Source organism: Pseudomonas sp. IT-P12, assembly GCF_949767465.1.
Taxonomy (GTDB): domain Bacteria; phylum Pseudomonadota; class Gammaproteobacteria; order Pseudomonadales; family Pseudomonadaceae; genus Aquipseudomonas.
Window position 1 is genome coordinate 76,499 of the sequence record NZ_CATKPY010000003.1, and the last position, 21,643, is coordinate 98,141.

18 protein-coding genes are annotated in these 21,643 nt (G+C 60.7%); 6 read left to right on the plus strand and 12 right to left on the minus strand.

Annotated elements, in window-relative coordinates:
• Positions 1-172: 172 nt before the first annotated feature.
• Positions 173-1,384 carry a pyridoxal phosphate-dependent aminotransferase gene (locus ACM6IM_RS02050; RefSeq protein WP_056856383.1) on the minus strand — a complete coding sequence of 404 codons (1,212 nt, stop codon included), beginning with the start codon at positions 1,382-1,384 and terminating at the stop codon, positions 173-175.
• A 226-nt stretch (positions 1,385-1,610) separates the two neighbouring features.
• Here ACM6IM_RS02050 and msrB point away from each other — a divergent pair, with 226 nt between their 5' ends.
• The 3 genes from msrB to ACM6IM_RS02065 all read left to right on the plus strand — a co-directional run bounded on the left by msrB (position 1,611) and on the right by ACM6IM_RS02065 (position 3,054).
• Positions 1,611-2,006, plus strand: coding sequence for a peptide-methionine (R)-S-oxide reductase MsrB (gene msrB, locus ACM6IM_RS02055; protein ID WP_192306204.1), 396 nt, complete (start codon positions 1,611-1,613; stop codon positions 2,004-2,006).
• 104 nt (positions 2,007-2,110) lie between these two features.
• Positions 2,111-2,596 (plus strand): glutathione peroxidase, encoded by a 486-nt coding sequence (locus ACM6IM_RS02060; RefSeq protein WP_414864030.1) that lies wholly within the window; start codon positions 2,111-2,113, stop codon positions 2,594-2,596.
• Positions 2,593-3,054 carry a MarR family winged helix-turn-helix transcriptional regulator gene (locus ACM6IM_RS02065; RefSeq protein WP_414864031.1) on the plus strand — a complete coding sequence of 154 codons (462 nt, stop codon included), beginning with the start codon at positions 2,593-2,595 and terminating at the stop codon, positions 3,052-3,054. The genes ACM6IM_RS02060 and ACM6IM_RS02065 overlap by 4 nt, the downstream gene beginning before the upstream one ends.
• On the opposite strand, the gene ACM6IM_RS02070 is transcribed toward ACM6IM_RS02065, so the two are convergent.
• A complete protein-coding gene (locus ACM6IM_RS02070) occupies positions 3,038-5,359 on the minus strand; it encodes a response regulator (protein ID WP_414864032.1) in 2,322 nt (773 codons plus the stop codon). The two genes, ACM6IM_RS02065 and ACM6IM_RS02070, sit on opposite strands and share 17 nt — an antisense overlap.
• A 166-nt stretch (positions 5,360-5,525) precedes the next feature.
• Between ACM6IM_RS02070 and ACM6IM_RS02075 the strand changes: the two genes are divergently transcribed.
• Positions 5,526-6,416, plus strand: a complete 891-nt coding sequence (locus tag ACM6IM_RS02075) for an ATP-binding protein (protein WP_192306212.1) — start codon at positions 5,526-5,528, stop codon at positions 6,414-6,416.
• Positions 6,413-6,895, plus strand: coding sequence for a GAF domain-containing protein (locus tag ACM6IM_RS02080; protein ID WP_192306214.1), 483 nt, complete (start codon positions 6,413-6,415; stop codon positions 6,893-6,895). Before ACM6IM_RS02075 ends, ACM6IM_RS02080 begins: the two co-directional genes overlap by 4 nt.
• On the opposite strand, the gene ACM6IM_RS02085 is transcribed toward ACM6IM_RS02080, so the two are convergent.
• The 9 genes from ACM6IM_RS02085 to ACM6IM_RS02125 all read right to left on the minus strand — a co-directional run bounded on the left by ACM6IM_RS02085 (position 6,896) and on the right by ACM6IM_RS02125 (position 18,369).
• Positions 6,896-9,838 carry an HD domain-containing phosphohydrolase gene (locus tag ACM6IM_RS02085; RefSeq protein ID WP_414864033.1) on the minus strand — a complete coding sequence of 981 codons (2,943 nt, stop codon included), beginning with the start codon at positions 9,836-9,838 and terminating at the stop codon, positions 6,896-6,898.
• 49 nt (positions 9,839-9,887) lie between these two features.
• Entirely contained in the window at positions 9,888-13,193 is a 3,306-nt protein-coding gene (locus tag ACM6IM_RS02090) for a transporter substrate-binding domain-containing protein (protein ID WP_414864034.1), read from the minus strand.
• A gap of 8 nt (positions 13,194-13,201) precedes the next feature.
• The gene (locus ACM6IM_RS02095; protein ID WP_192306221.1) at positions 13,202-13,828 is read right to left on the minus strand and encodes a response regulator transcription factor; all 627 of its coding nucleotides are present in this window, start codon (positions 13,826-13,828) and stop codon (positions 13,202-13,204) included.
• Between the two features lie 240 nt (positions 13,829-14,068).
• On the minus strand, positions 14,069-14,407 hold the full coding sequence (locus ACM6IM_RS02100) for a response regulator (protein ID WP_242525509.1): 339 nt from the start codon (positions 14,405-14,407) through the stop codon (positions 14,069-14,071).
• A gap of 236 nt (positions 14,408-14,643) precedes the next feature.
• Positions 14,644-15,972 carry a deoxyguanosinetriphosphate triphosphohydrolase gene (locus ACM6IM_RS02105; RefSeq protein WP_201192993.1) on the minus strand — a complete coding sequence of 443 codons (1,329 nt, stop codon included), beginning with the start codon at positions 15,970-15,972 and terminating at the stop codon, positions 14,644-14,646.
• Between the two features lie 68 nt (positions 15,973-16,040).
• Positions 16,041-17,204: an EAL domain-containing protein gene (locus ACM6IM_RS02110; RefSeq protein WP_414864035.1), complete on the minus strand. Its 1,164-nt coding sequence runs from the start codon at positions 17,202-17,204 to the stop codon at positions 16,041-16,043.
• A gap of 123 nt (positions 17,205-17,327) precedes the next feature.
• Positions 17,328-17,666, minus strand: coding sequence for a hypothetical protein (locus ACM6IM_RS02115; protein ID WP_192306229.1), 339 nt, complete (start codon positions 17,664-17,666; stop codon positions 17,328-17,330).
• Positions 17,663-18,052: a phage holin family protein gene (locus ACM6IM_RS02120; protein ID WP_192306248.1), complete on the minus strand. Its 390-nt coding sequence runs from the start codon at positions 18,050-18,052 to the stop codon at positions 17,663-17,665. Before ACM6IM_RS02120 ends, ACM6IM_RS02115 begins: the two co-directional genes overlap by 4 nt.
• 2 nt (positions 18,053-18,054) lie before the next feature.
• A complete protein-coding gene (locus ACM6IM_RS02125) occupies positions 18,055-18,369 on the minus strand; it encodes a DUF883 family protein (RefSeq protein WP_192306250.1) in 315 nt (104 codons plus the stop codon).
• A gap of 304 nt (positions 18,370-18,673) precedes the next feature.
• Here ACM6IM_RS02125 and ACM6IM_RS02130 point away from each other — a divergent pair, with 304 nt between their 5' ends.
• Positions 18,674-19,882, plus strand: coding sequence for an ammonium transporter (locus tag ACM6IM_RS02130; protein ID WP_414864036.1), 1,209 nt, complete (start codon positions 18,674-18,676; stop codon positions 19,880-19,882).
• Position 19,883: 1 nt separating this feature from the next.
• On the opposite strand, the gene ACM6IM_RS02135 is transcribed toward ACM6IM_RS02130, so the two are convergent.
• Entirely contained in the window at positions 19,884-21,596 is a 1,713-nt protein-coding gene (locus tag ACM6IM_RS02135; protein WP_414864037.1) for a cation:proton antiporter, read from the minus strand.
• Positions 21,597-21,643 lie beyond the last annotated feature (47 nt).

The window sequence follows — 21,643 nt, forward strand, 5'->3', positions numbered from 1 at the left end:
GGGAAGTGATTGTCAGGCAAATGCCGTCGCAGCCCCCCGTCAACGTTGGACCCGAGCACTCGGCGTGCTATCGGACAGCCAGAAAGGTCGCAACCAGGGGCCGGTCGCAAAGATGTGTTGCTGAATTAATCCTGGTGCGGCTTTCCCGGGAAAGCCGCACCCGCTCAGACCGTCACTGGCGATAGGACTTGAGGAAGTTGCCGATACGGCCGATGGCCATGTCCAGGTCATCGACACGCGGCAGGGTCACGACGCGGAAGTGGTCCGGCCATGGCCAGTTGAAGGCCGTGCCTTGCACCACCAGCAGCTTCTCCGACAGCAGCAGGTCGAGGACGAACTTCTCATCGTTATGGATCGGGCAGACTTTCGGGTCGATGCGCGGGAATGCATACAACGCACCCATCGGCTTGACGCAGCTGACGCCGGGAATGTCGTTGAGCAGTTCCCAGGTGCGGTTGCGTTGTTCCAGCAGGCGGCCTGGCGGCAGTACCAGGTCATTGATGCTCTGATAGCCGCCCAGTGCGGTCTGGATTGCGTGCTGGCTCGGAACGTTGGCGCACAGGCGCATGTTGGCCAGCATGTCGATGCCTTCGATATAGCTTTGCGCGTGGTGCTTCGGACCGGAAATGGCAATCCAGCCGGAGCGGAAGCCGGCCACCCGATAGGACTTGGACAGGCCGTTGAACGTCAGGCAGAGCAAGTCTGGCGCCAGCGAGGCGGTGCAGATGTGCACAGCATCGTCGTACAGAATCTTGTCGTAGATCTCGTCGGAAAAAACCACGAGGTTGTGCTGGCGGGCCAGTTCCAGCATGCCCAGCAGCACTTCCCTGGAGTACACGGCGCCGGTCGGGTTGTTCGGGTTGATGATCACCAGCGCTTTGGTATTGGGGGTGATCTTGGCCTTGATGTCGGCCAGGTCTGGCCACCAGTTGGCCTGCTCGTCGCACAGGTAGTGCACCGGATTGCCGCCCGACAGGCTCACCGCGGCGGTCCACAGCGGATAGTCGGGCGCCGGCACCAGCACTTCGTCGCCGTTGTTGAGCAGCGCCTGCATCGACATCACGATCAGCTCGGAGACGCCGTTGCCCAGGTAGATGTCCTCAATGCCGACACCTTCCACCTGCTTTTGCTGGTAGTACTGCATGACCGCCTTGCGGGCGCTGAACAGGCCTTTGGAGTCGCTGTAGCCCTGGGCCGTTGGCAGGTTGCGGATGACGTCCTGGAGGATTTCGTCCGGCGCTTCGAAACCAAAGGGCGCCGGGTTGCCGATGTTCAGCTTGAGGATGCGATGGCCTTCCTCTTCCAGGCGTTTGGCGTGCTTGAGCACTGGGCCGCGAATGTCGTAGCAGACGTTGGCGAGCTTGTTCGATTTGCTGACCTGCATGGCGATGTGTTCCCGAAAATGAACGATCCAGGCGGCATTTGACCTACCGTACTGGGAATCCTGCGTAAACACACAGACCTGGCGCCTTGAGAGGCGGCACCCACAAATCCGTTTGAATGCGCGTGGACTGGCTGCCAGACTGGCGTTTGACGAGGCGCAATCATACGTGCCGCCCGATCCGTGGAAAAGGTACAGATCGGGCTTTTTCAGCTGCTGAGGTGTGATGATGGAAAAGTTGGAAAAAACCCTGGAAGAATGGCGGGCGATGCTCGATCCGGAGCAGTACAACGTTTGCCGCCTCAAGGGCACCGAACGGCCGTTTTCCGGCAAGTACAACGACAGCAAGGTCGACGGCGTCTACCACTGCATCTGCTGCAATGAGCCGCTGTTCGACTCGAAAACCAAATTCGACTCCGGCTGTGGCTGGCCCAGCTTCTACGAACCGATCGCCGACAGCGCCATGGTCGAAATCCGTGACGTCAGCCACGGCATGATCCGCACGGAAGTGGTCTGCGCCAAGTGCGATGCGCACCTGGGTCACGTTTTCCCGGACGGTCCGCCGCCGACCGGCCTGCGCTATTGCATCAACTCGGTGTGCCTGGACCTGGTGCCGCGCGGCTGAGCCTGGGGAAGCGGTCGACGGATCGCTTCTTCGATATTTAAATTGCACACAATTCAATTGCTCGCTATTTTTACCTCGTCCAACTCCCTACAAGAGCGCATACCATGAGCGACAATTTGCTGAGCATTCCTTGCACCACCATCAAGGGAGAGCAAAAGACCCTGGCGGATTTCGCCGGCAAAGCGGTGCTGGTGGTCAACACCGCGAGCAAATGCGGTTTTACTCCCCAATACAAAGGTCTGGAGGCGTTGTGGCAGACCTACAAGGACCAGGGGCTGGTGGTGCTCGGTTTCCCCTGCAATCAGTTCGGCAAGCAGGAGCCGGGTAACGAGGGGGCGATTTCCGAGTTCTGCGAGGTGAACTACGGCGTCAGCTTCCCGCTGTTCAAGAAGATCGAGGTCAACGGTGCCGGTGCCCATCCGCTGTTCGTGCAGTTGAAAAAGCGCGCGCCGGGTGTGCTGGGCTCCCAGGGCATCAAGTGGAACTTCACCAAGTTCCTGATCGGCAAGGACGGCCAGTTGGTCAAGCGCTTCGCGCCGGCCACCAAGCCACAGGATTTGAGCCGCGAGATCGAAGCCCTGCTCAAATGAACGACTTGTCCGTCGATTCCCTGAAACTCGATAACCAGCTCTGCTTCAAGCTATACGCGGCCTCGCGGGCGGTGATCCGCGCCTACAAGCCGATGCTCGATCAACTGGGCCTGACCTATCCGCAGTACCTGGCGATGCTGGTGCTGTGGGAATGGCAGGACGTGGCGCCCGAGCAACCGACGGTCAAGGCCCTGGGTGAGCGCCTGTCCCTGGATTCCGGGACCTTGACACCGTTGCTCAAGCGTCTTGAGCAACTGCAGTTGGTCCAGCGCCAGCGTTCGGTGCGGGACGAGCGGGAGGTGCACTTGAGCCTGTCGCCTGCCGGGCAGACCTTGCGCGAGCAGGTCGGGCCGCTCAAGGCCCGCCTGTTGTGCGACAGCGGTGTCGATCTGGATCAGCTCAATGACCTGCGCACCGGCCTGGATCACCTGTTGGGGCAAATCAAGGCGCTGTCGTAGTGGGCATCCACATATCCAGCAGCGTGGCCAGTTCTTCGCGTCGAAACGGTTTGGCCAGGTAATCGCTCATGCCGGCGGCGCGACAACGTTCGCGTTCTTCGGACATGGCGTTGGCGGTCAGGGCGACGATGGGTAACTGCGGCCAGCGCCCGCTGCGGCGGATTTGCCGGCTGGCTTCATAGCCGTCCATCACGGGCATGTTGCAGTCCATCAGCACCAGGTCGAATTCGCTGTGCTCCAGTTGATCCAGCGCCTCGCCACCATGGGCAGCGACGATCACCTCGCAGCCGAGTTTTCCCAGCATGCCCTTGGCCACCAGTTGATTGACCGGGTTGTCCTCGACCAGCAGCACCCGTCCGCGTCGCTGGGGTGAAAGGGCTTCGAGTCGGGCATCGTTGAGGGTGTTGATTTCCGGTTGCAGGATGCGGCGCAATGTCTGGTACAGCGCATTGCGCGCGAGCGGACGCGCCTGTTGTTGCAGGGGCGAGAGGGCGCTGGCCTCCTCACTGGGCAGGAAACTGCCGTAGGCCGTGACCAACAGGATCGGTGCCGTGCAATGGGGGCGGATACTGAACAGGCACTGCGGGCAGTCGGTGATGACCATGTCGGGTGACAGGTTCGTCATCGGATCGTCGATCGCGCGTTGCTGATAATCGAGCCCCCAACCCGGCAGCAGACTCTGTAACAGTTCGGCCAGGCCGCTGCTGGCCGCCGTGATCGCAATGACGTTGCCGCGCAAGGAGGCCGGGGGCAGGGCGCGAGTGTGGCAAGGCAGCGGCAGGTCGGCGCAGAACTGGCTGCCAAAGCCCGCTTCGGAACTGATGGTGAGCCGTCCCTGCATGGCTTCGCAGAGGTTGTAGGTCAGCGCCAGCCCCAGGCCGGTGCCGCCGAATTGCCGGGTGATGCCGGCACCGGCCTGGGTGAAGGGCTGGAAGATCTTGACCTGGGCGTCCTGGGCAATGCCGATGCCGGTGTCGCAGACTTCGATCCTGACGCCTTCTTCGTAGGTCGACAGGCGCACATCGACGCGACCGAAACGGGTGAATTTGAGGGCGTTGGACAGCAGATTGCTGACGATCTGCCGCACACGCGTCGGGTCGCCGAGCACCAGGGCCGGAAACGCCGGTTCAATCAGACAGGTCAGTTCGACGCTGGGCGCGGCGTTCTGCGACAGCAGGTTGGCGGTGTCCTCGATCAATGCGCCAAGGTCGAAGGGAATGTGTTCGAGTTCCAGCTGGCCGGCATCGAATTTCGACAGGTCGAGAATATCGTTGAGCAATTCCACCAGCACTTTGCCCGAGTCATGGGCAATGGACAGCTGTTGTTGCTGTTCGGCGTTGAGCGGGCCGTCCAGCGACAGCGCGATCATTCCCAGCAAGCCATTGAGGGGCGTGCGGATCTCGTGGCTCATGTTGGCGAGGAAGACCGAGCGCGCTTCGGCCATGTCCAGGGCGGTGCTGCGGGCGATTTCCAGTTCCTGATTGGACTGGCTGAGCCGGGAGTTGATCGCCTTGAGTTCCGTCGTGCGTGCCGACACGATGTTTTCCAGTTGTCCGAGGTAATCGGTCAGGCGGTTTTCAGCATTGCGCCGCTGCTGGATTTCGGTCGCGATGTTTTCGAACTGCTGGTTCGCCACCTTGACCAGCACCCCGATCTCGTCGTTCTCATGGCCGCTCGGGCACTCCAGCCAGGTGGGTTTGATGCTGCGCGAATCGCGGCTGCTGAGTTCGCGAATGACCCGCACCAGGGGTTTGGTCAACATTACGTAGAACAACGCCAACAGGATGCAGGTCAGCAACAGGCTGCGGGCGAAACCATTGAGCAGGGTCACCTCGGCCCGCTTCAGGAACCGGCTGCCGAAAGCATAGGTGTCGACGTCCAGGCGCAGGGTGCCGAGGGATTCGCTCGGCAGGTGGTCCAGGTACAGGCGGTCTTCAAACGCACGATCGGCGCCGAACAGGAAGTCGCTGATGACACGGTAGCCACTCTGCGCGCCGGGGCGCCTGACGTTGGCCAGCACCGAGCCGTTGTTGTCGGTCAGTTGTGCGCCGATGATCGCCGGTGAGCGTAACAGGCCCAGGGTCAGCTCCTGGGCCAGTTCGGCATCGATGTTGTAGGCAATGCGCGAGGCGGGGTTGTGGCTGATTTCCAGCAGGGATTGTATTTCCCGGTTGATGGAGGCGTCTTCGCTGGCATAATCGATGCCTATTTGCAGCAGGCTGAGCAGCGTGCCCAGAATAAAACCGACCAGCACGGTAAGCCGGGCCTGTTTATAGGACAGCCGGTTGGTGAACTTGATATCCATGGGGTGTCGAACCACTTCCGTTTCCCTTCGCTGCTCAAGCATAGTCGATCATGCATTGCTACCGATGTTCTCGCGAGCCCTTGTGCAACAAGGGGGACCCCGGCACCGAAAGCTGTGTTTGCCGCTGCAGTGCCATCATTACTGTGAACGTGCCCGAGGAGAAGACGTGGATTCCCGACTGAATGCTTTTCTTGAACGCGCCGATGCCGTCCTGGCCCGTATCGAACCCCTGCTGCCTGCGCCCCGTCAAGCCATCGACTGGACGCAATGCCTGGCAGCACGCTGGCAACGCGAGGGGCGCAGCGGTTTTCTGTTGCCGCTGCAGGTCAGCCTCGACATGCGCCTGTCCGACTTGATCGGAGTCGAGCGTCAGCTGGAGCAACTGGGGCGCAATACCCAGCAGTTCATCGACGGCATGCCGGCCAACCACGCGTTGCTCTGGGGCTCGCGTGGCACCGGCAAGTCCTCGCTGGTGCGCGCATTGCTGGCCGAACACGCCAAGGCCGGCCTGCGGTTGATCGAGATCGAGCGCGATCACCTGGCGGACTTGCCGCGGGTGGTCGAACAGATCGCCAAGTTGCCCCAGCGTTTCATACTGTTTTGCGATGACTTGTCGTTCGAGGCGGGCGAAGGCGATTATCGCGTGCTCAAGAGCGTGCTCGACGGTTCCCTCGAGCAGGCCCCGGACAACGTTTTGCTGTACGCCACGTCCAACCGCCGCCACCTGGTGCCGGAAAAGGAGAGCGACAACGAAAACTGGAAGCGGGTCGACGGGGAACTGCATCCCAGCGAAGCCGTGGAAGACAAGATCGCGCTGTCGGACCGTTTCGGCCTGTGGCTGTCGTTCTACCCGTTTACCCAGGAACATTTTCTCAACGTGGTCGAGCATTGGATCGGCCAACTGGCCGACAAGGCCGGGCTGCCGTGGCAGCGAGACGAGGAACTGGACATCCTGGCGGTGCGCTGGGCCACCGGACGGGGTAATCGCAATGGACGTTGCGCCTATCAATTTGCCCGCTACTGGGTGGGGCTGAAGCTGTTGGAGCACAAGGCATGATCGATTTACAACAAAGTGGCCAAGGGCTGGAGGGCTACGGCATGCTCCATGCTCAGTTGGAGTCCCTGCTGGCGGACGAGCGTGATTTCATTGCCAACGCCGCACAATTCTCGGCGTTCCTGTTCAACCAGCTCGATGACCTGAACTGGGCCGGGTTCTACCTCAATCGCAACGACGAGCTGGTGCTGGGCCCGTTTCAGGGGCAGATCGCCTGTGTGCGAATTCCCTTCGGGCGCGGGGTGTGCGGGACGGCGGCCGCGACCTTGCAGACCCAGTTGGTCGAAGACGTCCATGCGTTTCCCGGGCATATCGCCTGCGACAGCGCTTCGAACAGCGAGCTGGTGGTGCCGTTGGTCAAGGACGGTCGCCTGATCGGCGTGCTGGACCTCGACAGCCCGAAACTCGCGCGGTTCAGCGCAGAGGACCAGGCCGGCATCGAACAGCTGGCGGCCATTTTCCTGCGCCTGACCGATTGCTGATCATGCCAGGCCAGCCTTGCCCAGCAGGGTTGGCGGGTCCACTGCATCGATCTGCTGAGGATCGAGGAATTGATCGGCGTACTGCCGATAGATGCCGGCATTGATGAACAGGCCGAACAACTGCGGATCGATGTGGGCGTCACGGCACATGGTGGCCATGATGCCCAGCGCTTCGCTCAATGACTTGGCTTTCTTGTAGGGGCGGTCGGCCGCCGTCAGCGCTTCGAAAATATCGGCAATCGCCATCATTCGTGCCGGCAGGCTCATGTCCTCGCGTTTCAGCCGTTTCGGATAACCGGTGCCGTCCATTTTTTCGTGATGGCCGCCGGCAATTTCCGCGATGTTACCCAGGTGATCCGGGAACGGCAGGTGGCTGAGCATCCGGATCGTCTGCACCATGTGGTGGTTGATGATGTAACGTTCTTCGCGCGTCAGCGTGCCCCGGGCAATGCTCAGGTTGTAGAGCTCGCCACGGTTGTATTTGTAGTGGGGCACGTCGAGTTTGAAGCCCCAGGGGTTGTCTTGCGGTATCAGTTCGGCTTCGGCGCGTTCGAACAGGTGTTCGGGTTTGTCCGCCAGCAGCGCTTCGCTGACAGGCAGCACCGGTGCCGGGGTCAGCGCCTGGCGCCGGTTCTCTTCCCATGACACCCCCAGGCGATCGTCCAGGGTGCGGGTCCAGGTGCGTTGGGCCAGGCTGCGCAGGCGTTGCAGATCGGACTCGGCCATTGCCTCGCCACCGAGATTGCAGCGGGCCACGAAGGCGAAGTCATCGTCCAGCGCCGCGAGACTGGCATCGCGCCGCTCAGCCAGCTGCTGCTCGTTGCCTCCCTGGGCCAGTGCCTGCCAGTAGCTGATCCAGGCGTCGCGCTTGAGAACCTCGAAACGGGTGCGGATTTCGTGGATTCGGTCGTTCAGGGTTTCGAGCTTCGTGGCCTTATCGACAACGTACTCGGGGGTGGTGACTTTGCCGCAATCGTGCAGCCACGCCGCGATATGCAGCGCCTCCCACTCGTCTTCGGTGGGATGGTAGTCATTGAAGGGTGGTTCCTGGCTGGCCGCGGCAGCCTGGGCGAGCATCAGGGTGAGTGCCGGCACCCGCTGGCAGTGGCCACCGGTGTAGGGGCTCTTGGCATCGATCGCCCCGGCCAGCAATTGAATGAACGCGTCCAGCAACTGTTTCTGCCTGGCTTGCAGCCGCTGGCTTTCGATGCTCACGGCTGCGGCCCCGGAGACTGCCTGGAGGAACGCGATACGATCCGGACGAAGCTTTTCCAGATCACTTTGATCGCCGCTGTCCGCCAGCAGCAGGATCAGCAGGCCCACTGTTTCGTTGTGGCGATTGTGCAGACGGATACCGATCAGGTGCACCCTCGGGCTGTCCATTGCCAGCAGCACCTTCTGCAAATCTCCCGCCTGTTCGAAACCGAGGCTGGTGACCACATTGTTGGCACTCGACAACTGCTGCAGCCATGACGGGCTGTGCGTGTCCTGGCTGTCGTGGCCGCGAATGCCGAACGCTGGCAATGCCTCCGAGCGACCGTCGATGACCAGTCCCTGGGGCTCCATGCGATCGCCGTCGTTTTCCCTCAGGTAGATCAGGCCTGCCTGGGCCTGGCCGATTTTCACGGTTTCGAACAACACCCGTTCGAGCAAAGGAGCGAACCGGGTTTCGGCGCTCAGGCTGTCGGTGATCTGGAAAAAGCTGGCCAGGGTGTCCTTCATGCGGGCCATCGACACGCTGAGTTGATCGACTTCAAGGACCAGAGAACGGCGGGATATGGGGAAGTGGAAATTGAAACTGCGGATGGCATCGGCTTCCTGCACCAGCGTGCTCAAGGGCTTGACCAGAATCCTCGAGGTCAGCCATCCCAGCGGCAGGCACAAAAGCAGCGTGGCCAGTGTGATCAACGCGCCTTGCCAGCGCATGCGATAGGCATCGGCGAGCAATTCGTCTTCCGGCACCAGCAGCGCCAGTTGCAACCCTTGAGGTCCGCCTTCCTCCATGTGACTGCGAGCAACGATCCATTGACGGCCAGCGGCGATCAGCCGTTGGCCGCTGGCAGGGCTGCCGAGCAATGCAGCGAGCCCGGGGCTCAGGTCGGCGGCCTTGTTCAGGCGGGCAGTCTGGTCGTCAACGATCAGCTTGCTGCTGTCGGGGTAGGCGATGGCGTTGCCCTCGGCATCCAGCAGCACGATCTCGGTGCCAGGGGTGACGACATGCTTGGCCAGGGTTGCGGACAGTTCGGCCAACGTCAGGTCGGCCCCCATGACGGCGTGTGCGCCGCTGCGACGGGCCAGGGTGGTGCCGACGTTATGGGTGGAGAAAAACACGTAGGGTTCGGTGGTGATCTGGTCGCTGCCACGGCGGGCACTGGAAAACCAGGCGCGGGTGCGAGGATCGAAGTGGTCATCGGGGTTGTCCTGACGGCTGATGGGGTTCAGGTCCTGATCGAAAAACAGGGTTTGCGAGTGCTCCCGTTCGCCGTCGAGGCGTTCGATGCTCCAGACCTGATAGGCCGCTGCCGGCGGAGCCTTGAGCAGGGTTTTCAGGGCGGGTGTTCGCAGGGGCCGGACCATGAAGAAATCGCCGCTGTCGTAACCCACGTACAACGACGCCAGGTCGGGGTTGTCCTTGAGCGACTGGCTGAAAGGCAGGAGCAATGCCAGGCGTTGTTCCAGGCTGGAAGCCTGTGTCGCCGGGTCGAGTACCAGCAGGCTCAGCAGGTGGCGGATAGGTTCATAGGTGGCGTGCAGGTCCAGACGGACGTCCTGCTCGATGCGCTGGAAGAGTTTTTCACTACTGGACAGAATGATCTGCGTGGTTTGCTGATAGTTGAAAAGCCCCAGTACCACGCCGGTCAGTAACAGCAGCAGGGTGAACATCACGCTGATGTGCACGTGCAGGGGAAGCCGCCGTTGATCCGGACGCAGTGGGTTGGGCATTGCGGAGTCTCTCCATGGGGGGAACACACTGCTCAGCGATCAAGCATAGTTAAGGCTCCGTCATTCTGCTTTTGTCGATTTGCGCAATTTGTTGCTGCAAGGCTTGCTCCAGCTCGAGCATCGCGTGCACCAGTGCTTCGCAGCACCGGTCCACTTCGTCTGCTTGAAAGGTGCTGCGACAAGCGCGTTCGAGCGTTTCGCAACATTCGATCAGGCGACGGGCCTGGACGATCCGCGCGGCCCCCTTGATCTTGTGCGCGATATCGAGGAACGGCTGCGGCTCGTCGGACCCGGACAAGGCCAGCAGGGCTTGTCGGTCCGCAGCGTTGCTGGTGAGCAATTCGCGCAGTAGACGCAGGTCCATGGCCGGGTTGCCGCCGGTCAACGAGTGCAACCCGCTCACGCTGAAGGCCGGATCGCGGTCGGTCGGCACGATCCCGGCGACCCATTGGCTCAGGGCGGCCAGCGTCAATGGCTTGAACAGGCAGTCGTCCATCCCGGCCTGTCTGCAGCGCTGCAGTTCTTCCGGCTGGGCATTGGCGGTAAACCCCAGGAGGGTGCAGCGTGGGCGGCGCGACAGCTGTTCATCGTCACGAATGGCGCGCGCGAGCTCGTACCCATTCATGATCGGCATGTTGCAATCGACGATCACCAGATCGAATCGCTCGGCTTTCCATGCCTGCAGGCCCGCCTCACCTTCCTCGGCAACACTGAACCGGTGGCCCAGGAACTCCAGTTGCTGGCACATCAACAAGCGATTGGCCGGATGATCGTCGACCACGAGAATATTCAAGGGGGCGGTGCTCGTGTGGATCGGCGGGGCCGAGGATGGAGACACCTGCTCCATGGGCAGCGTGGGCAACAGCAGCGAAACCTGTACCTGGGTACCCACGCCTGGCTGGCTGTCCAGCTTGAGCGTACCGCCCATCATTTCGCACAGGCTCCGGCTGATCACCAGGCCCAGTCCTGCGCCGCCTCGGCCTGACTGCCCGGTAGCGTCGGCCTGGGCAAACGGTTCGAACAAGCGGCGCTGGTCGCGTTCGCTGATGCCAATGCCGCTGTCCTCGACCTGCAACAGCATCCGCACATGCTCGGGTTGCGCCGTGGCCAGCAACTCGACGGTGATACGGACATGGCCCTGCTCGGTGAATTTGATCGCGTTGCTCACCAGGTTCGACAAGACCTGCTTGAAACGCATCGGATCCAGCAGAACATCGGTCGCCGGATTGGCCGGATGGAGCTCCACCAGCAACTCGAGATTTTTCTGACGGGCCAGCCCCTCGAAGATTCGCACCACCGACCCGACGATTTCGCTCGGATTGACCCGCTCCGGACTAAGGCTCAGGCGCCCGGATTCGATGCGCGCAATGTCGAGAATATCGCCGATCAGCTCCAGCAGGTCCTTGGCCGAGTTGTACGCCACGTCGATGGCCGGGCGGTCGGCGTGGTTGCTATCGATACGCTTGAGCGTCAGCTCGAGCATGCCGATGACCGCATTCATCGGTGTGCGGATCTCATGGCTCATGGTCGCCAGAAAGGTGCTCTTGGCACGGTTGGCTTCGTCGGCCCGCTCCTTTGCATGGCGCAGCTGCTCGACCAGTTGGCGACGCTCGGTCAATTGATCGTTCAGTGCACGTTCGGCCGCCTGGCGTTGCTTGATCTGGCGACGCATGTAGGCATTCCAGGCCGCGGAGAGCAGCAGCAACGCGCCGGCGCCGATAACGATCTGATAGAACAGTCGCTGGTAGTTGCGCCAGGTACTTTGCGAGGAGGCCGAATAGCCACGCCAACGACTGTTGATGATGCCCAGTTCCTCCGGGGCGATGCTCAGCAGTGCCTTGTCGAGAATGGCATTGAGCTCCCTGGCATCGCGTCCGGTCGCCAGGGAAAACGCGGCCTGTCGGGTACCGATGGTGGTGCGGATCTGCAACGTACGTTCAAAATAACGAGACGAAATGAAATAGTTGGCGATGACCAGTGAGTTCACCGCGCCTTCTGCCTTGTCTTCGGCGAGCAACTCCACGGCACTGAACGAATCCGGCGTTTGCACCAGCCTGATGCGCGGGAATTCGCGGCGCAGGTAATCCAGCAGCGGATGGCCCTGGGGGATGGCCAGGCGTTTGCCCTCCAACTGTTGAAGGTTGGCCGGGCTGTCGGCGGCCTTGCGGGTCAGCAGCACGAAGGAATTCTGCAGGTAGGGCCGAGTGAAATTCAGCTGTGTTTCACGATCGGCGCTGGGGAGCAGGGCGGCGATCATGTCGGCCTTGTCGTGTTTGATCTGCTCGATCATCTCGTCATCGCTGCGGCTGCGATGGATGTCGAAGCGCAGCCCGGTGCGCAACCTGATCAGTTCGAGCAGGTCGGCGGTGACCCCGCGAAAATTGCCGTCACTGTCGAAAAAGGTCAGGGGGGCAAAGGCTTCGTTGACCACCACGCGCACCACCGGGTGTTGCGTCAGCCACTGTTCTTCGGCATGGGTGAGTTGCAGTTTCTGGTCGGTGAGAAGGATGTCGCTGCCGGCACTCCAGCGCTCGGCGATGTTCTGTCGTTCGTTGGCGGGGATGGCCGTGAGCATCGTGTTGATGATCCCGAGCAGTTCAGGGTTGTCCTTGTGCACGGCGAAACTGAACCCATGGGCTTCGTGCTTGCCGAAGTTGGCCATGCGGATATTGTTCAGGTAACCCTTGTTGATCATGTAGTGGGTCGAGATGGTGTCGCCGAGGAAGACGTCGGCCTGATCGAAGGCCACCGCATTGATTGCATTCTGGTATGACGGATAGGACGTGATGATTGCCTTGGGATACAGGCTCCTGACTTCCTCCAGGGGCAGGTAGTGATACACCATGCTCAGGCGCAACCCGGCAAGGCCATCGGTCAGGGAGCGGGTTTCGCCTTCGCGGGTGACCAGAACCGGCTGGTCCACGGCGTACGGTGCGGATAGCACGATGTCGGCATTGTGCGCCTCGAATCCATTGGCCGTACCGAGCAGATCCACTTCGCCTTTTTCAAGTGCCCTGATGGCCGCGCCACGGGAAGCAAAGCGCTGGACCTTGACCGGCAAGCCAAGGGTCTTGCCAAGGATGCCCGCATAATCGGCAGTGAAACCTTCGTAATCCTTGCCGCTGATGGTCAGGTCGAAAGGAGGGTAGTCCGGGGCCGATGTGCCGAGAACCAGTTCGCGCTTGCCGGCAATCCATTGTCGTTGTGTGGAATCCAGCTGGACGTCCAGGGGCCTGACCGTCGAGCGGCTGAGCAGCGTGAAGTCTTCGCTTGCGATATGCGCCGCATTCACCGCAGTGCTCAGGCATACACCTGCGACCATGAGTGTCAGATAATCCTTTATACGACGGGTCATCCTGCGGCTCACACTAACGCGTTACGTTTTGCCATCTCGATGAGTTCAACCAGGGATTTGGCCTTGAGTTTTTGCATGAGTCGTTTTTTATAGGTGCTGACGGTCTTGTTGCTCAGGAACATGCCTTTGGCGATTTCCTTGTTGGTACGGCCCTGTGCAAAAAGTTGCAAGACCATCAGTTCCCTGTCGTTGACTGACTTGAACAGTTCCAGTTCGGCGTATCGAATGTCATCGCCGCGAACCGGGTTCAAGGCCTGGCTGGGGAAATAGTTGTAACCTGACAATACCGCTTTAATGGCGCTGACCAGTTCACTCAGGTCTTCCTGTTTACAGACATAACCCGATGCACCGGATTGCATGCAGCGGATACCGAACAGCGTCGGGCATTGTGCGGTCAATACCAGTGTCTTCAGCGGGGTGCTCATGGCGTTAAAGCGGGCAAGGACTTCGAGGCCGTCCAGTTTGGGAATACTGATATCGAGAATGACAAGGTCAGGCATGCATTCGCGGACCATTTGCATGGCATCGACCCCGTTATCGGATTCGCCCACCACTTTATAACCTTCGTGTTCCAATAACATTCTGACGGCAAGTCGGATGACAGGGTGATCGTCGACAATAAAAACGGAGTTCATAATCAAATCCCATGCGAGCTCAGATAAAGCGCGCACCTTAGCTCAGATAATTGACGGGACGCATGAACTGACGGGCTGGAAGCTGTAATATAGGAAACTTCCTACAATAGAAAAAGAATAGTACTACGGAACAAATAGGTTTTGAATGAGGAAGGGCGTTAAGTGACGATCAATCGGTTTGAGAAGGGGAAGTTTGTAAGTGTATATATAACTTTGGGTGGGGTTTGGCGGAGGTCGGTTTTATATTTTAATCGAGTTCAACAGTTTTCTGAATTCTGATTGTTTCAATGGTTTGATCAAATAACCCAGCAACGGTAATCCATGGGCGTTCGCAGTTTTCTCAAGGCCGTCAAGTTCTGTACACGTGAGGCTGCTTAACAGTATCGCCTGCCTGATCATCCCTTGATGACTGGCGAGTTCGACCAGGTCAAGTCCGGGAAGATCGGGAAGACATTGATCGCACAACAGAATGTCAAACGGTTGCCCCGCCGTCAGCATTTGTTGCAGAGCCCCCTGGGCACTGTCGCAAGTTGTCAATTGGGTGAAGCCGTAACTTTCAAGCAGGTACTGAGTCGCCATGAGTTGGAAGGGATGATCTTCCACCAGCAGGATGCGTAAATCGTCTTTTGACCCGGGATTACTCACGCTTCATCTCTCACACAGCGGGGCGCCTCATTGTTTCGCAAGAATGACTGGCATTCGATCAGTTTGCTCGGCACGAGGTGTAGGGCGATTCGCAGATCGCTGAGTGCACTTGGACAGGAAGGGGTCGATGGCCATTTTCTGTAACTTGATGACCCATCGACCGTTTTGCATCAGTGGCTTGAACGGCCGGTCATCTCCAGTGCCATTTCGCTGGCATAGCTGTCAGTCATCCCGGCGATGAAGTCGATCATACGCAGGAACGAAGTGTGCAGCGGTCCATCGGGGTTGGGCGCGCTGTTGCCCAGCAGGTCGAGAATGCGGCGGCTCTTGAAAGAGGGCGTACGACCATTGTGCTGCTCCAGCGCTGCGCCGCAGAAGGCGTTGAGGAGGATTTCCAGCGTGGTGTAGGCACCGATTTCGTGCAAGGTCTTGCGCTTGTCCTGGAAGATTTTTTTGCGCGCCATGTCTTTTGCATTCAAGACACAGCGTTTGGCGGGACCGTGCATGTGCTCCACCAGGTCGCCGGGCAGTCGGCCGGCCAGCAAGGCGTCCTGCTGCTCGACAAAGGCACGGGCCGCGGCATTGGTCAGGTGTTCGATGGCCTTGCCCCGCAGGATTGCCAGTTTGCGTCGACGCGAATCCAGCGGACCGAGCTGGCGATAGGTTTCCGGTAGATCGTCGCCGACCAGGTCGAGCAGCAGGGACTCGACTTCGGCGTACTCCAGCAATTCCATTTCCAGGCCATCTTCGAGGTCGATCAGCGCGTAGCAGATGTCATCCGCGGCCTCCATCAGGTACACCAGCGGATGGCGTGCCCAGCGTTGGTCCTCAAGTTGCGGCAGCCCGAGCTTATGGGCGATCTGTTCCAGCAGCGGCAGCTCGCTCTGATAACAGCCGAACTTGTGTTTCTTGTAGCCCAGAGAGTCCGCATGCTTGGCCGTCCAGGGGTATTTCAGGTAGGCGCCGAGCGTGGCGTAGGTCAGCCGGGTGCCGCCATCGAACTGGTGATATTCCAGCTGGGTGAGCACTCGGAAACCCTGGGCATTGCCCTCGAAGTTGAGGAAGTCATGGCGTTCCACTTCGCTCATCGCGTCCAGCCAGCCCCGACCTGCGGCTTGTTGAAACCAGTGGCGGATCGCATCTTCACCGGAATGACCGAAGGGCGGGTTGCCGATGTCGTGAGCCAGGCAAGCCGATTGCACGACCATGCCCAGATCGCTCGGTTCGCACCAGTCGGGCAGGGCGCCGCGGATGGTTTCACCGACCTGCATGCCCAGCGAGCGGCCGACGCAACTGACTTCCAGCGAGTGGGTCAGGCGCGTGTGGATGTGATCGTTGCTGGTGACCGGGTGGACCTGGGTCTTGCGCCCGAGGCGGCGAAAGGCACCCGAGAAAATGATGCGGTCGTGGTCTTTGTGGAAAGGACTGCGCCCGAGTTCTTCCGAGCTGTGCAGAGGTTTCCCGAGGCGTTCGCGGGTAAGCAGGGTTTGCCAATCCAAGGCTGGTTCTCTCCGTCAGGTGACTGAGCGCCTAGCTTCCCGTTTCGCGCCAGTGCCTGCAAGCGGAACTAGAGGCCGGCCGCATCGATATCGATGAGCAGCAAGCGCTCGCCGTTGTTGAAGAACTGTCCGGCCGTGAGGCAGTACTGATTGCTGGTGGCGTCGCGGTAAGTGCTGGAAAGCGTCAGCCGGCGCTCCTCCCAGCCTTCGGCCAGCAGTTGATAGAAGTACGGGCGCCATGACCAGTTGTGCCCCAGGTAGCGATCGTCCGCTTCCCAGCGTTGGTTGCGCCACTCCATGTTCGGCGTCAATTGCGTGCCATGGCGGTCGCATTGATAAAACCGCAACAACCAGGGAAAGGCATCCAGTTGTGGCAGGGCGCTGAGCGGAGCACGGGCCTGGGCCCAGGTCTGCAGGATGGCCATCAGTTCGCAGAGTTGCTGGCGCATGAGCATCAACCGGCCGCGTTCCGCCAGCTTTTGCTGGACATAGCGCTGACGCAACTGGGCGAAGCGCTCGACGAAGGCGTCCGTGGCGAAGAAGTCCGTTTGCGCCCCGGCGAACAGGTAGCCCTGCACGTAGCGCGAGCCGCATTCCAGGGCGAAATTCAGTTGCGCTTCGGTTTCCACTCCTTCGGCAATGATCCAGCAGCCGGTCTTCTCCGCCATCTGCGCAAGCGCCTTGACCACGTCGCTGCTCGGGCCACCCAGAGCGGCAGCCTGGAACAGTCGCATATCCAGCTTGAGAATGTCCGGTTGCAGCGCCAGCACGCGATCGAGCTGCGAGTAGCCGGCACCGAAATCATCGATGGCGATGCGTGCACCTGCCTGGCGATATCGCGTCACCACGTCGGCCAGGCGCTGGATGTCGCCACCCAGTTCGGTAATCTCGAAAACGATCCGACGGGGATCGACGTCATGCCGGCTCAATTGCTTGAGACTCGGCAGCGCCTGACCCGCACGCAAGCGATTGATCCAGCGCGGCGACATGTTCAGGCTGAGAAACCAGTCATTGGGTGCTTCGTGCAGGCGACTCAAGGCGTTATCGCGGATCTGGCGATCGAGCCGGCGAAGGGCGATGGCCGGTGTTCGCGGGTCGGCAAACAATGCTCCTACAGACGCCAGTCGACCATCAGTCTGGCGCAGCCTCCCCAGGGCTTCGACGCCTGCGATACGGCCGGTAGCGGTATCGATGAATGGTTGAAAGCAGGCGAGCGGTTGCCCGTCGATCACGAAGCCTCCTTAGTCGATCTTGTTTTTGGATACCACCTGTCAGCCATCGGGCACGCAGGCTTGAACCTCTCGTTGAAGAGGTTCATCGCGCAGACGTTGCAAGAATGCAGCCAGATAGTGGCTTCAGTGTTTGGGAGGGGCGGTCACGACCAGTTTGATCAATGGCCCCAGGGTGGTGGCCAGGCGTACCAGTCGCGTCAGGCCGCTGGCGCCACCGCTTTTGGCACCCTTGCCGGTCAGGAACCCCAGCAGGGTGACGGCCGCCATGCCCCAGAGCGGGGCATGCTTGATGCCCAGACCGCTGTGCAGGTTTTGCGTCATCCCGCGTACCCGCTGCAGGGGTTGCAGCAGTTGCGAGGACTCCTGGCGTATTTCCTGTCGATGCATTTCCATGCGCAGGCGGATCAGCGCCTTGCGCATCTCCGTGCGTGAGCTGTTGCGAGGCAGTTCAGGCAGGTTCATGGCAACAGTCGCTCCCGATCATTGGCCAGTTCTTCCAGCGTGCCGTGGAAGGGCGAGGACTCATCGAAGATTGCGGCTCTCAGGCGTAGTCCGCAAAAGATGCAGGCCAGGGTGTAGAACACACAGAGCCCGATGATGGCGGGCAGGCGATAGGTGTCCCAGAACAGGATCAGGACCAGCGTCGACAGGCCCACCAGCAACAGCAAGGCAAACACCAGCGCCAGGCCGGCGAACAGCAACAGGCTGACGGTGCGAGCTTTCTGTTCCTGCAATTCGATGCCGAACAGTTCGACATGGCTGTGCAGCAATCCAAGGAATGCGGCGCCCAGGCGCCGCGATGAGGAGCCTGGGCCCGTTGCGGACGAGCCGGATTCACCGATCGCCATAATCAGCGCCGCGTTGCCAGCAGACCGATCAGGAAACCCACGCCGGCGGCGATGCCGACCGATTGCCATGGGTTGGCCTGGACGTAGTCTTCGGTAGCGGTGACAGCGGCCTGGCCGCGTTCGCGCAAGGAGTCTTCGGTCAGTTTCAAGGTTTCGCGTGCGCGCAGCAGACTGTCGTGGATTTGCTCGCGCAACTCGTCAGCCTGATCGCCCGCCAGGGTGGCCGTGTGTTCCAGCAAACGTTCGGTGTCGCTGACGAGCGTCTGAAAGTCGTTCATCAGGATTTCTTGAGCAGTCTTTGCCTTGAGGCTGGCCATGGTGAATCTCCGTAAGTGGCTTCTGTTGCGTTCGAGTATGAGCCTTGCGCGAAGGTTCAGTACAAATCAGTGGTACGTCTTTTGCTTTGTCGTGGTGCGTCAGCCCGCATGCCTGCGCTGTTGCTGGGCGTGAATCGAGCAAAACCTTATCTCAATAACGAAAACCCGCGCGAAGGTTTCCCTTTCTTGCGCCAAAGCGGTTCATCTGGATCGGCCTGCCGACTCCAGGTGGGTTCAACTTGGTGCATGAGCGTCCTGCGCGAACTGCTTTGGTGCTTTTTCTAGCCTTCAGGTCTGCCCATCCATGGAAAATCTGCAAAGCGCTGTGGAGAGTCTGGTCCACAGCTCCAATACCCTGTTCATCCTGATCGGTGCGGTCATGGTCCTGGCCATGCACGCCGGTTTTGCCTTTCTCGAAGTCGGTACGGTTCGCCAGAAGAACCAGGTCAATGCCCTGTCGAAGATTCTCAGCGACTTCGCGATTTCGACCCTGGCCTACTTCTTTATAGGCTACTGGATTTCCTACGGCGTGACATTCCTGCAACCGGCAGCCGTGATCAATGCCGATCATGGTTACGGCCTGGTGAAATTTTTCTTCCTGCTGACGTTTGCGGCCGCGATACCCGCCATCATTTCCGGCGGCATCGCCGAGCGCGCCAGGTTCGTGCCGCAGTTGTGCGCCACAGCGTTGATCGTGGCGTTCATCTATCCCTTCTTCGAGGGCATGATCTGGAAAGGTAACTATGGCTTGCAAGCCTGGTTGTTGGAGCGTTTCGGCGCTGGCTTCCATGATTTCGCCGGCTCTGTGGTGGTCCACGCCATGGGCGGCTGGCTGGCACTGGCAGCGGTGTTGCTGCTCGGCCCCAGGCAGGGACGTTATCGCGAGGGAAGACTGGTGGCATTCGCGCCGTCGAGCATCCCGTTCCTGGCACTGGGCTCGTGGATCCTGATCGTTGGCTGGTTCGGCTTCAACGTGATGAGCGCGCAAACCTTGCAGGGGGTCAGTGGCCTGGTGGCGGTCAACTCGCTGATGGCGATGGTCGGTGGCACCGTGGCGGCGTTGATCGTCGGGCGCAATGACCCGGGCTTTCTGCATAACGGCCCGCTGGCCGGGCTGGTGGCGATTTGTGCCGGTTCCGATCTGATGCACCCGGTGGGTGCGCTGGTGACGGGCGCCATTGCCGGAGCCCTGTTCGTCTGGTGCTTTACCGCTGCCCAAGGCAGATGGCACATCGACGATGTGCTGGGTGTCTGGCCGTTGCATGGCCTGTGCGGTGTCTGGGGCGGGATCGCCTGTGGCATCTTCGGCCAGAGCGCATTGGGAGGCCTGGGCGGTGTAAGCCTGATCAGTCAGTTGATCGGCACGACGCTGGGCGTGGTGGTTGCGCTGGCCGGTGGCTTCGCGGTGTACGGGGTGATCAAGGCGCTGCACGGCCTGCGCCTGAGCCAGGAAGAAGAGTATTACGGTGCCGACCTGTCGGTGCACAAGATCGGCGCCGTCAGCCAGGATTGAATCAATTCTCCACGTCCTCGGCGCCGGGGTAAAAGTCGTGCAACAGGCGATAACGATCGCGCCGCACCTGATCGACCCGATCCTGGACCTGCTGGCCGGGCAGGCCCAGCATGATCAGCGCGTGAGAAGCGAGCATCAGGCTGGACTCGAGCAGTTCGGGCACCACCTCGCTGGCGCCCGCCGCTTTCAACTCGGTCAACTGGCTGTCGTCCCGGGTGCGCACCAGGATCGGCACCGCCGGATTGAACCGGCGGGCCTCCTTGAGTATCAGCAGGGCTATGTCGGCCTGGTCGACGGCGATCACCAGCAGCCGCGCACGCTCCAGCCCGACGGCGACCAGCAGCTCACCACGACGGGAGTCTCCATAATGCACGCAGGTTTCGCTCACGCCAGCTTCCTGGACACGCACCGGGTCGTTGTCCAGTGCGATGTAGGGTTGCTGGGCGTGCCGCAGAAAGCGGCCAATGGACTGACCGACCCGACCGTAGCCACAAATCACCACATGGCTGTGCAACCCGGCATTGAGCGCGCTGATTTCCTCGAGCTTGGCTTCCTCATTGGGCTTGCGATGCAGGCGCAAGGCGATGCGCGGTGCGGCCCGTAGCAACAGGGGCGTCAGTAGCATCGAACAGAAGGTCGCGGCCAGCAGCAACCCACCGATCTCGGCCGGCATCAGTTCGTTCTGTTGCATCAGGGCCATCAGCGCAAAGCAGAACTCGCCGCCCTGGGCCAGGGCCAGGCCGCTGCGCCAGGCAGTCTCGGCGTCACTGCCACGCCATCTGACCAGCAGCGCGACCACGCAGCCCTTGATCACCAGCAATCCCAGGGTCAGGCCAAGGATCAGCAGACCGTGGCTGGCGAACAGCTGCAAGTCGATGAGCATGCCGATACTGACGAAGAACACGCCGAGCAGGATGTCGCGGAACGGGCGGATGTCGGCTTCGATCTGATGGCGATAGTGGCTTTCCCCCAGCAACATGCCAGCGAGAAACGCGCCCAGCGCCGGCGAGAGTCCGAGCAGATGAGTCAACCAGGCCGTCAGCAACACAATCACCAAGGCCAGCAACACAAACAGCTCCGGGGAGCGGGCAGCCGCCACTTCATGGAACAGGCGCGGCAATAACCAGCGACTGGCCAGCAGCAGGCCGAAGAACAGCACCACGGTCTTGCCCAGTGTCACCGGCAATGCCCAGTACCAGGCCTGATCGCTGCTGCCGGCGAACACCGGTACCAGGGTCAGCAACAACACGGCCACCACGTCCTGGAACAGCAGCACGGCAATGGCATTCTGCCCGTGGCTGCTGAAAATCTCGCCGAGACTGCCCAGCTCCTTGCTGACAATGGCGGTGGACGATAACGATAGGCCGGCACCCAGCAGCAGCGCAGGCGTTGCCGACAGGCCCAACAGCATCAGCAGCCCGCCCAGCAGTAGCACGGTGAGCAGCACTTGCTGGCTGCCCAGCCTGAACACCACCTTGCGCAACGCGAGCATTTTCGACAGGGAAAATTCCAACCCCAGGGAAAACAGCAGGAACACCACCCCGAGTTCGGCGAGATCGGGCAATTCTTCACTCTCGTTGACCCAGTTGAACGCCGTCGGCCCGATCATCAGCCCGACACACAGATAGCCCAGTACCGGCGGCAGGCGCAGACGCTGGAACAAGGCAATCACCACCAGTGAGGAGGCGAGAATGATCAGCAGATTGGCAAACACGGGACACTCCGGAAACGAACGCTGGCCACTCCAGCGTAGAGGCAAAA

Coding starts and splice junctions, on each gene's coding strand:
- ACM6IM_RS02130 (WP_414864036.1), top strand. CDS start 18,674: ATGGAAAATCTGCAAAGCGCTGTGGAGAGTCTGGTCCACAGCTCCAAT.
- ACM6IM_RS02085 (WP_414864033.1), bottom strand. CDS start 9,838: ATGCCCAACCCACTGCGTCCGGATCAACGGCGGCTTCCCCTGCACGTG.
- ACM6IM_RS02090 (WP_414864034.1), bottom strand. CDS start 13,193: ATGACCCGTCGTATAAAGGATTATCTGACACTCATGGTCGCAGGTGTA.
- ACM6IM_RS02080 (WP_192306214.1), top strand. CDS start 6,413: ATGATCGATTTACAACAAAGTGGCCAAGGGCTGGAGGGCTACGGCATG.
- ACM6IM_RS02050 (WP_056856383.1), bottom strand. CDS start 1,384: ATGCAGGTCAGCAAATCGAACAAGCTCGCCAACGTCTGCTACGACATT.
- ACM6IM_RS02115 (WP_192306229.1), bottom strand. CDS start 17,666: ATGAACCTGCCTGAACTGCCTCGCAACAGCTCACGCACGGAGATGCGC.
- ACM6IM_RS02095 (WP_192306221.1), bottom strand. CDS start 13,828: ATGAACTCCGTTTTTATTGTCGACGATCACCCTGTCATCCGACTTGCC.
- ACM6IM_RS02125 (WP_192306250.1), bottom strand. CDS start 18,369: ATGGCCAGCCTCAAGGCAAAGACTGCTCAAGAAATCCTGATGAACGAC.
- ACM6IM_RS02060 (WP_414864030.1), top strand. CDS start 2,111: ATGAGCGACAATTTGCTGAGCATTCCTTGCACCACCATCAAGGGAGAG.
- ACM6IM_RS02070 (WP_414864032.1), bottom strand. CDS start 5,359: ATGGATATCAAGTTCACCAACCGGCTGTCCTATAAACAGGCCCGGCTT.
- msrB (WP_192306204.1), top strand. CDS start 1,611: ATGGAAAAGTTGGAAAAAACCCTGGAAGAATGGCGGGCGATGCTCGAT.
- ACM6IM_RS02120 (WP_192306248.1), bottom strand. CDS start 18,052: ATGGCGATCGGTGAATCCGGCTCGTCCGCAACGGGCCCAGGCTCCTCA.
- ACM6IM_RS02100 (WP_242525509.1), bottom strand. CDS start 14,407: ATGGCGACTCAGTACCTGCTTGAAAGTTACGGCTTCACCCAATTGACA.
- ACM6IM_RS02065 (WP_414864031.1), top strand. CDS start 2,593: ATGAACGACTTGTCCGTCGATTCCCTGAAACTCGATAACCAGCTCTGC.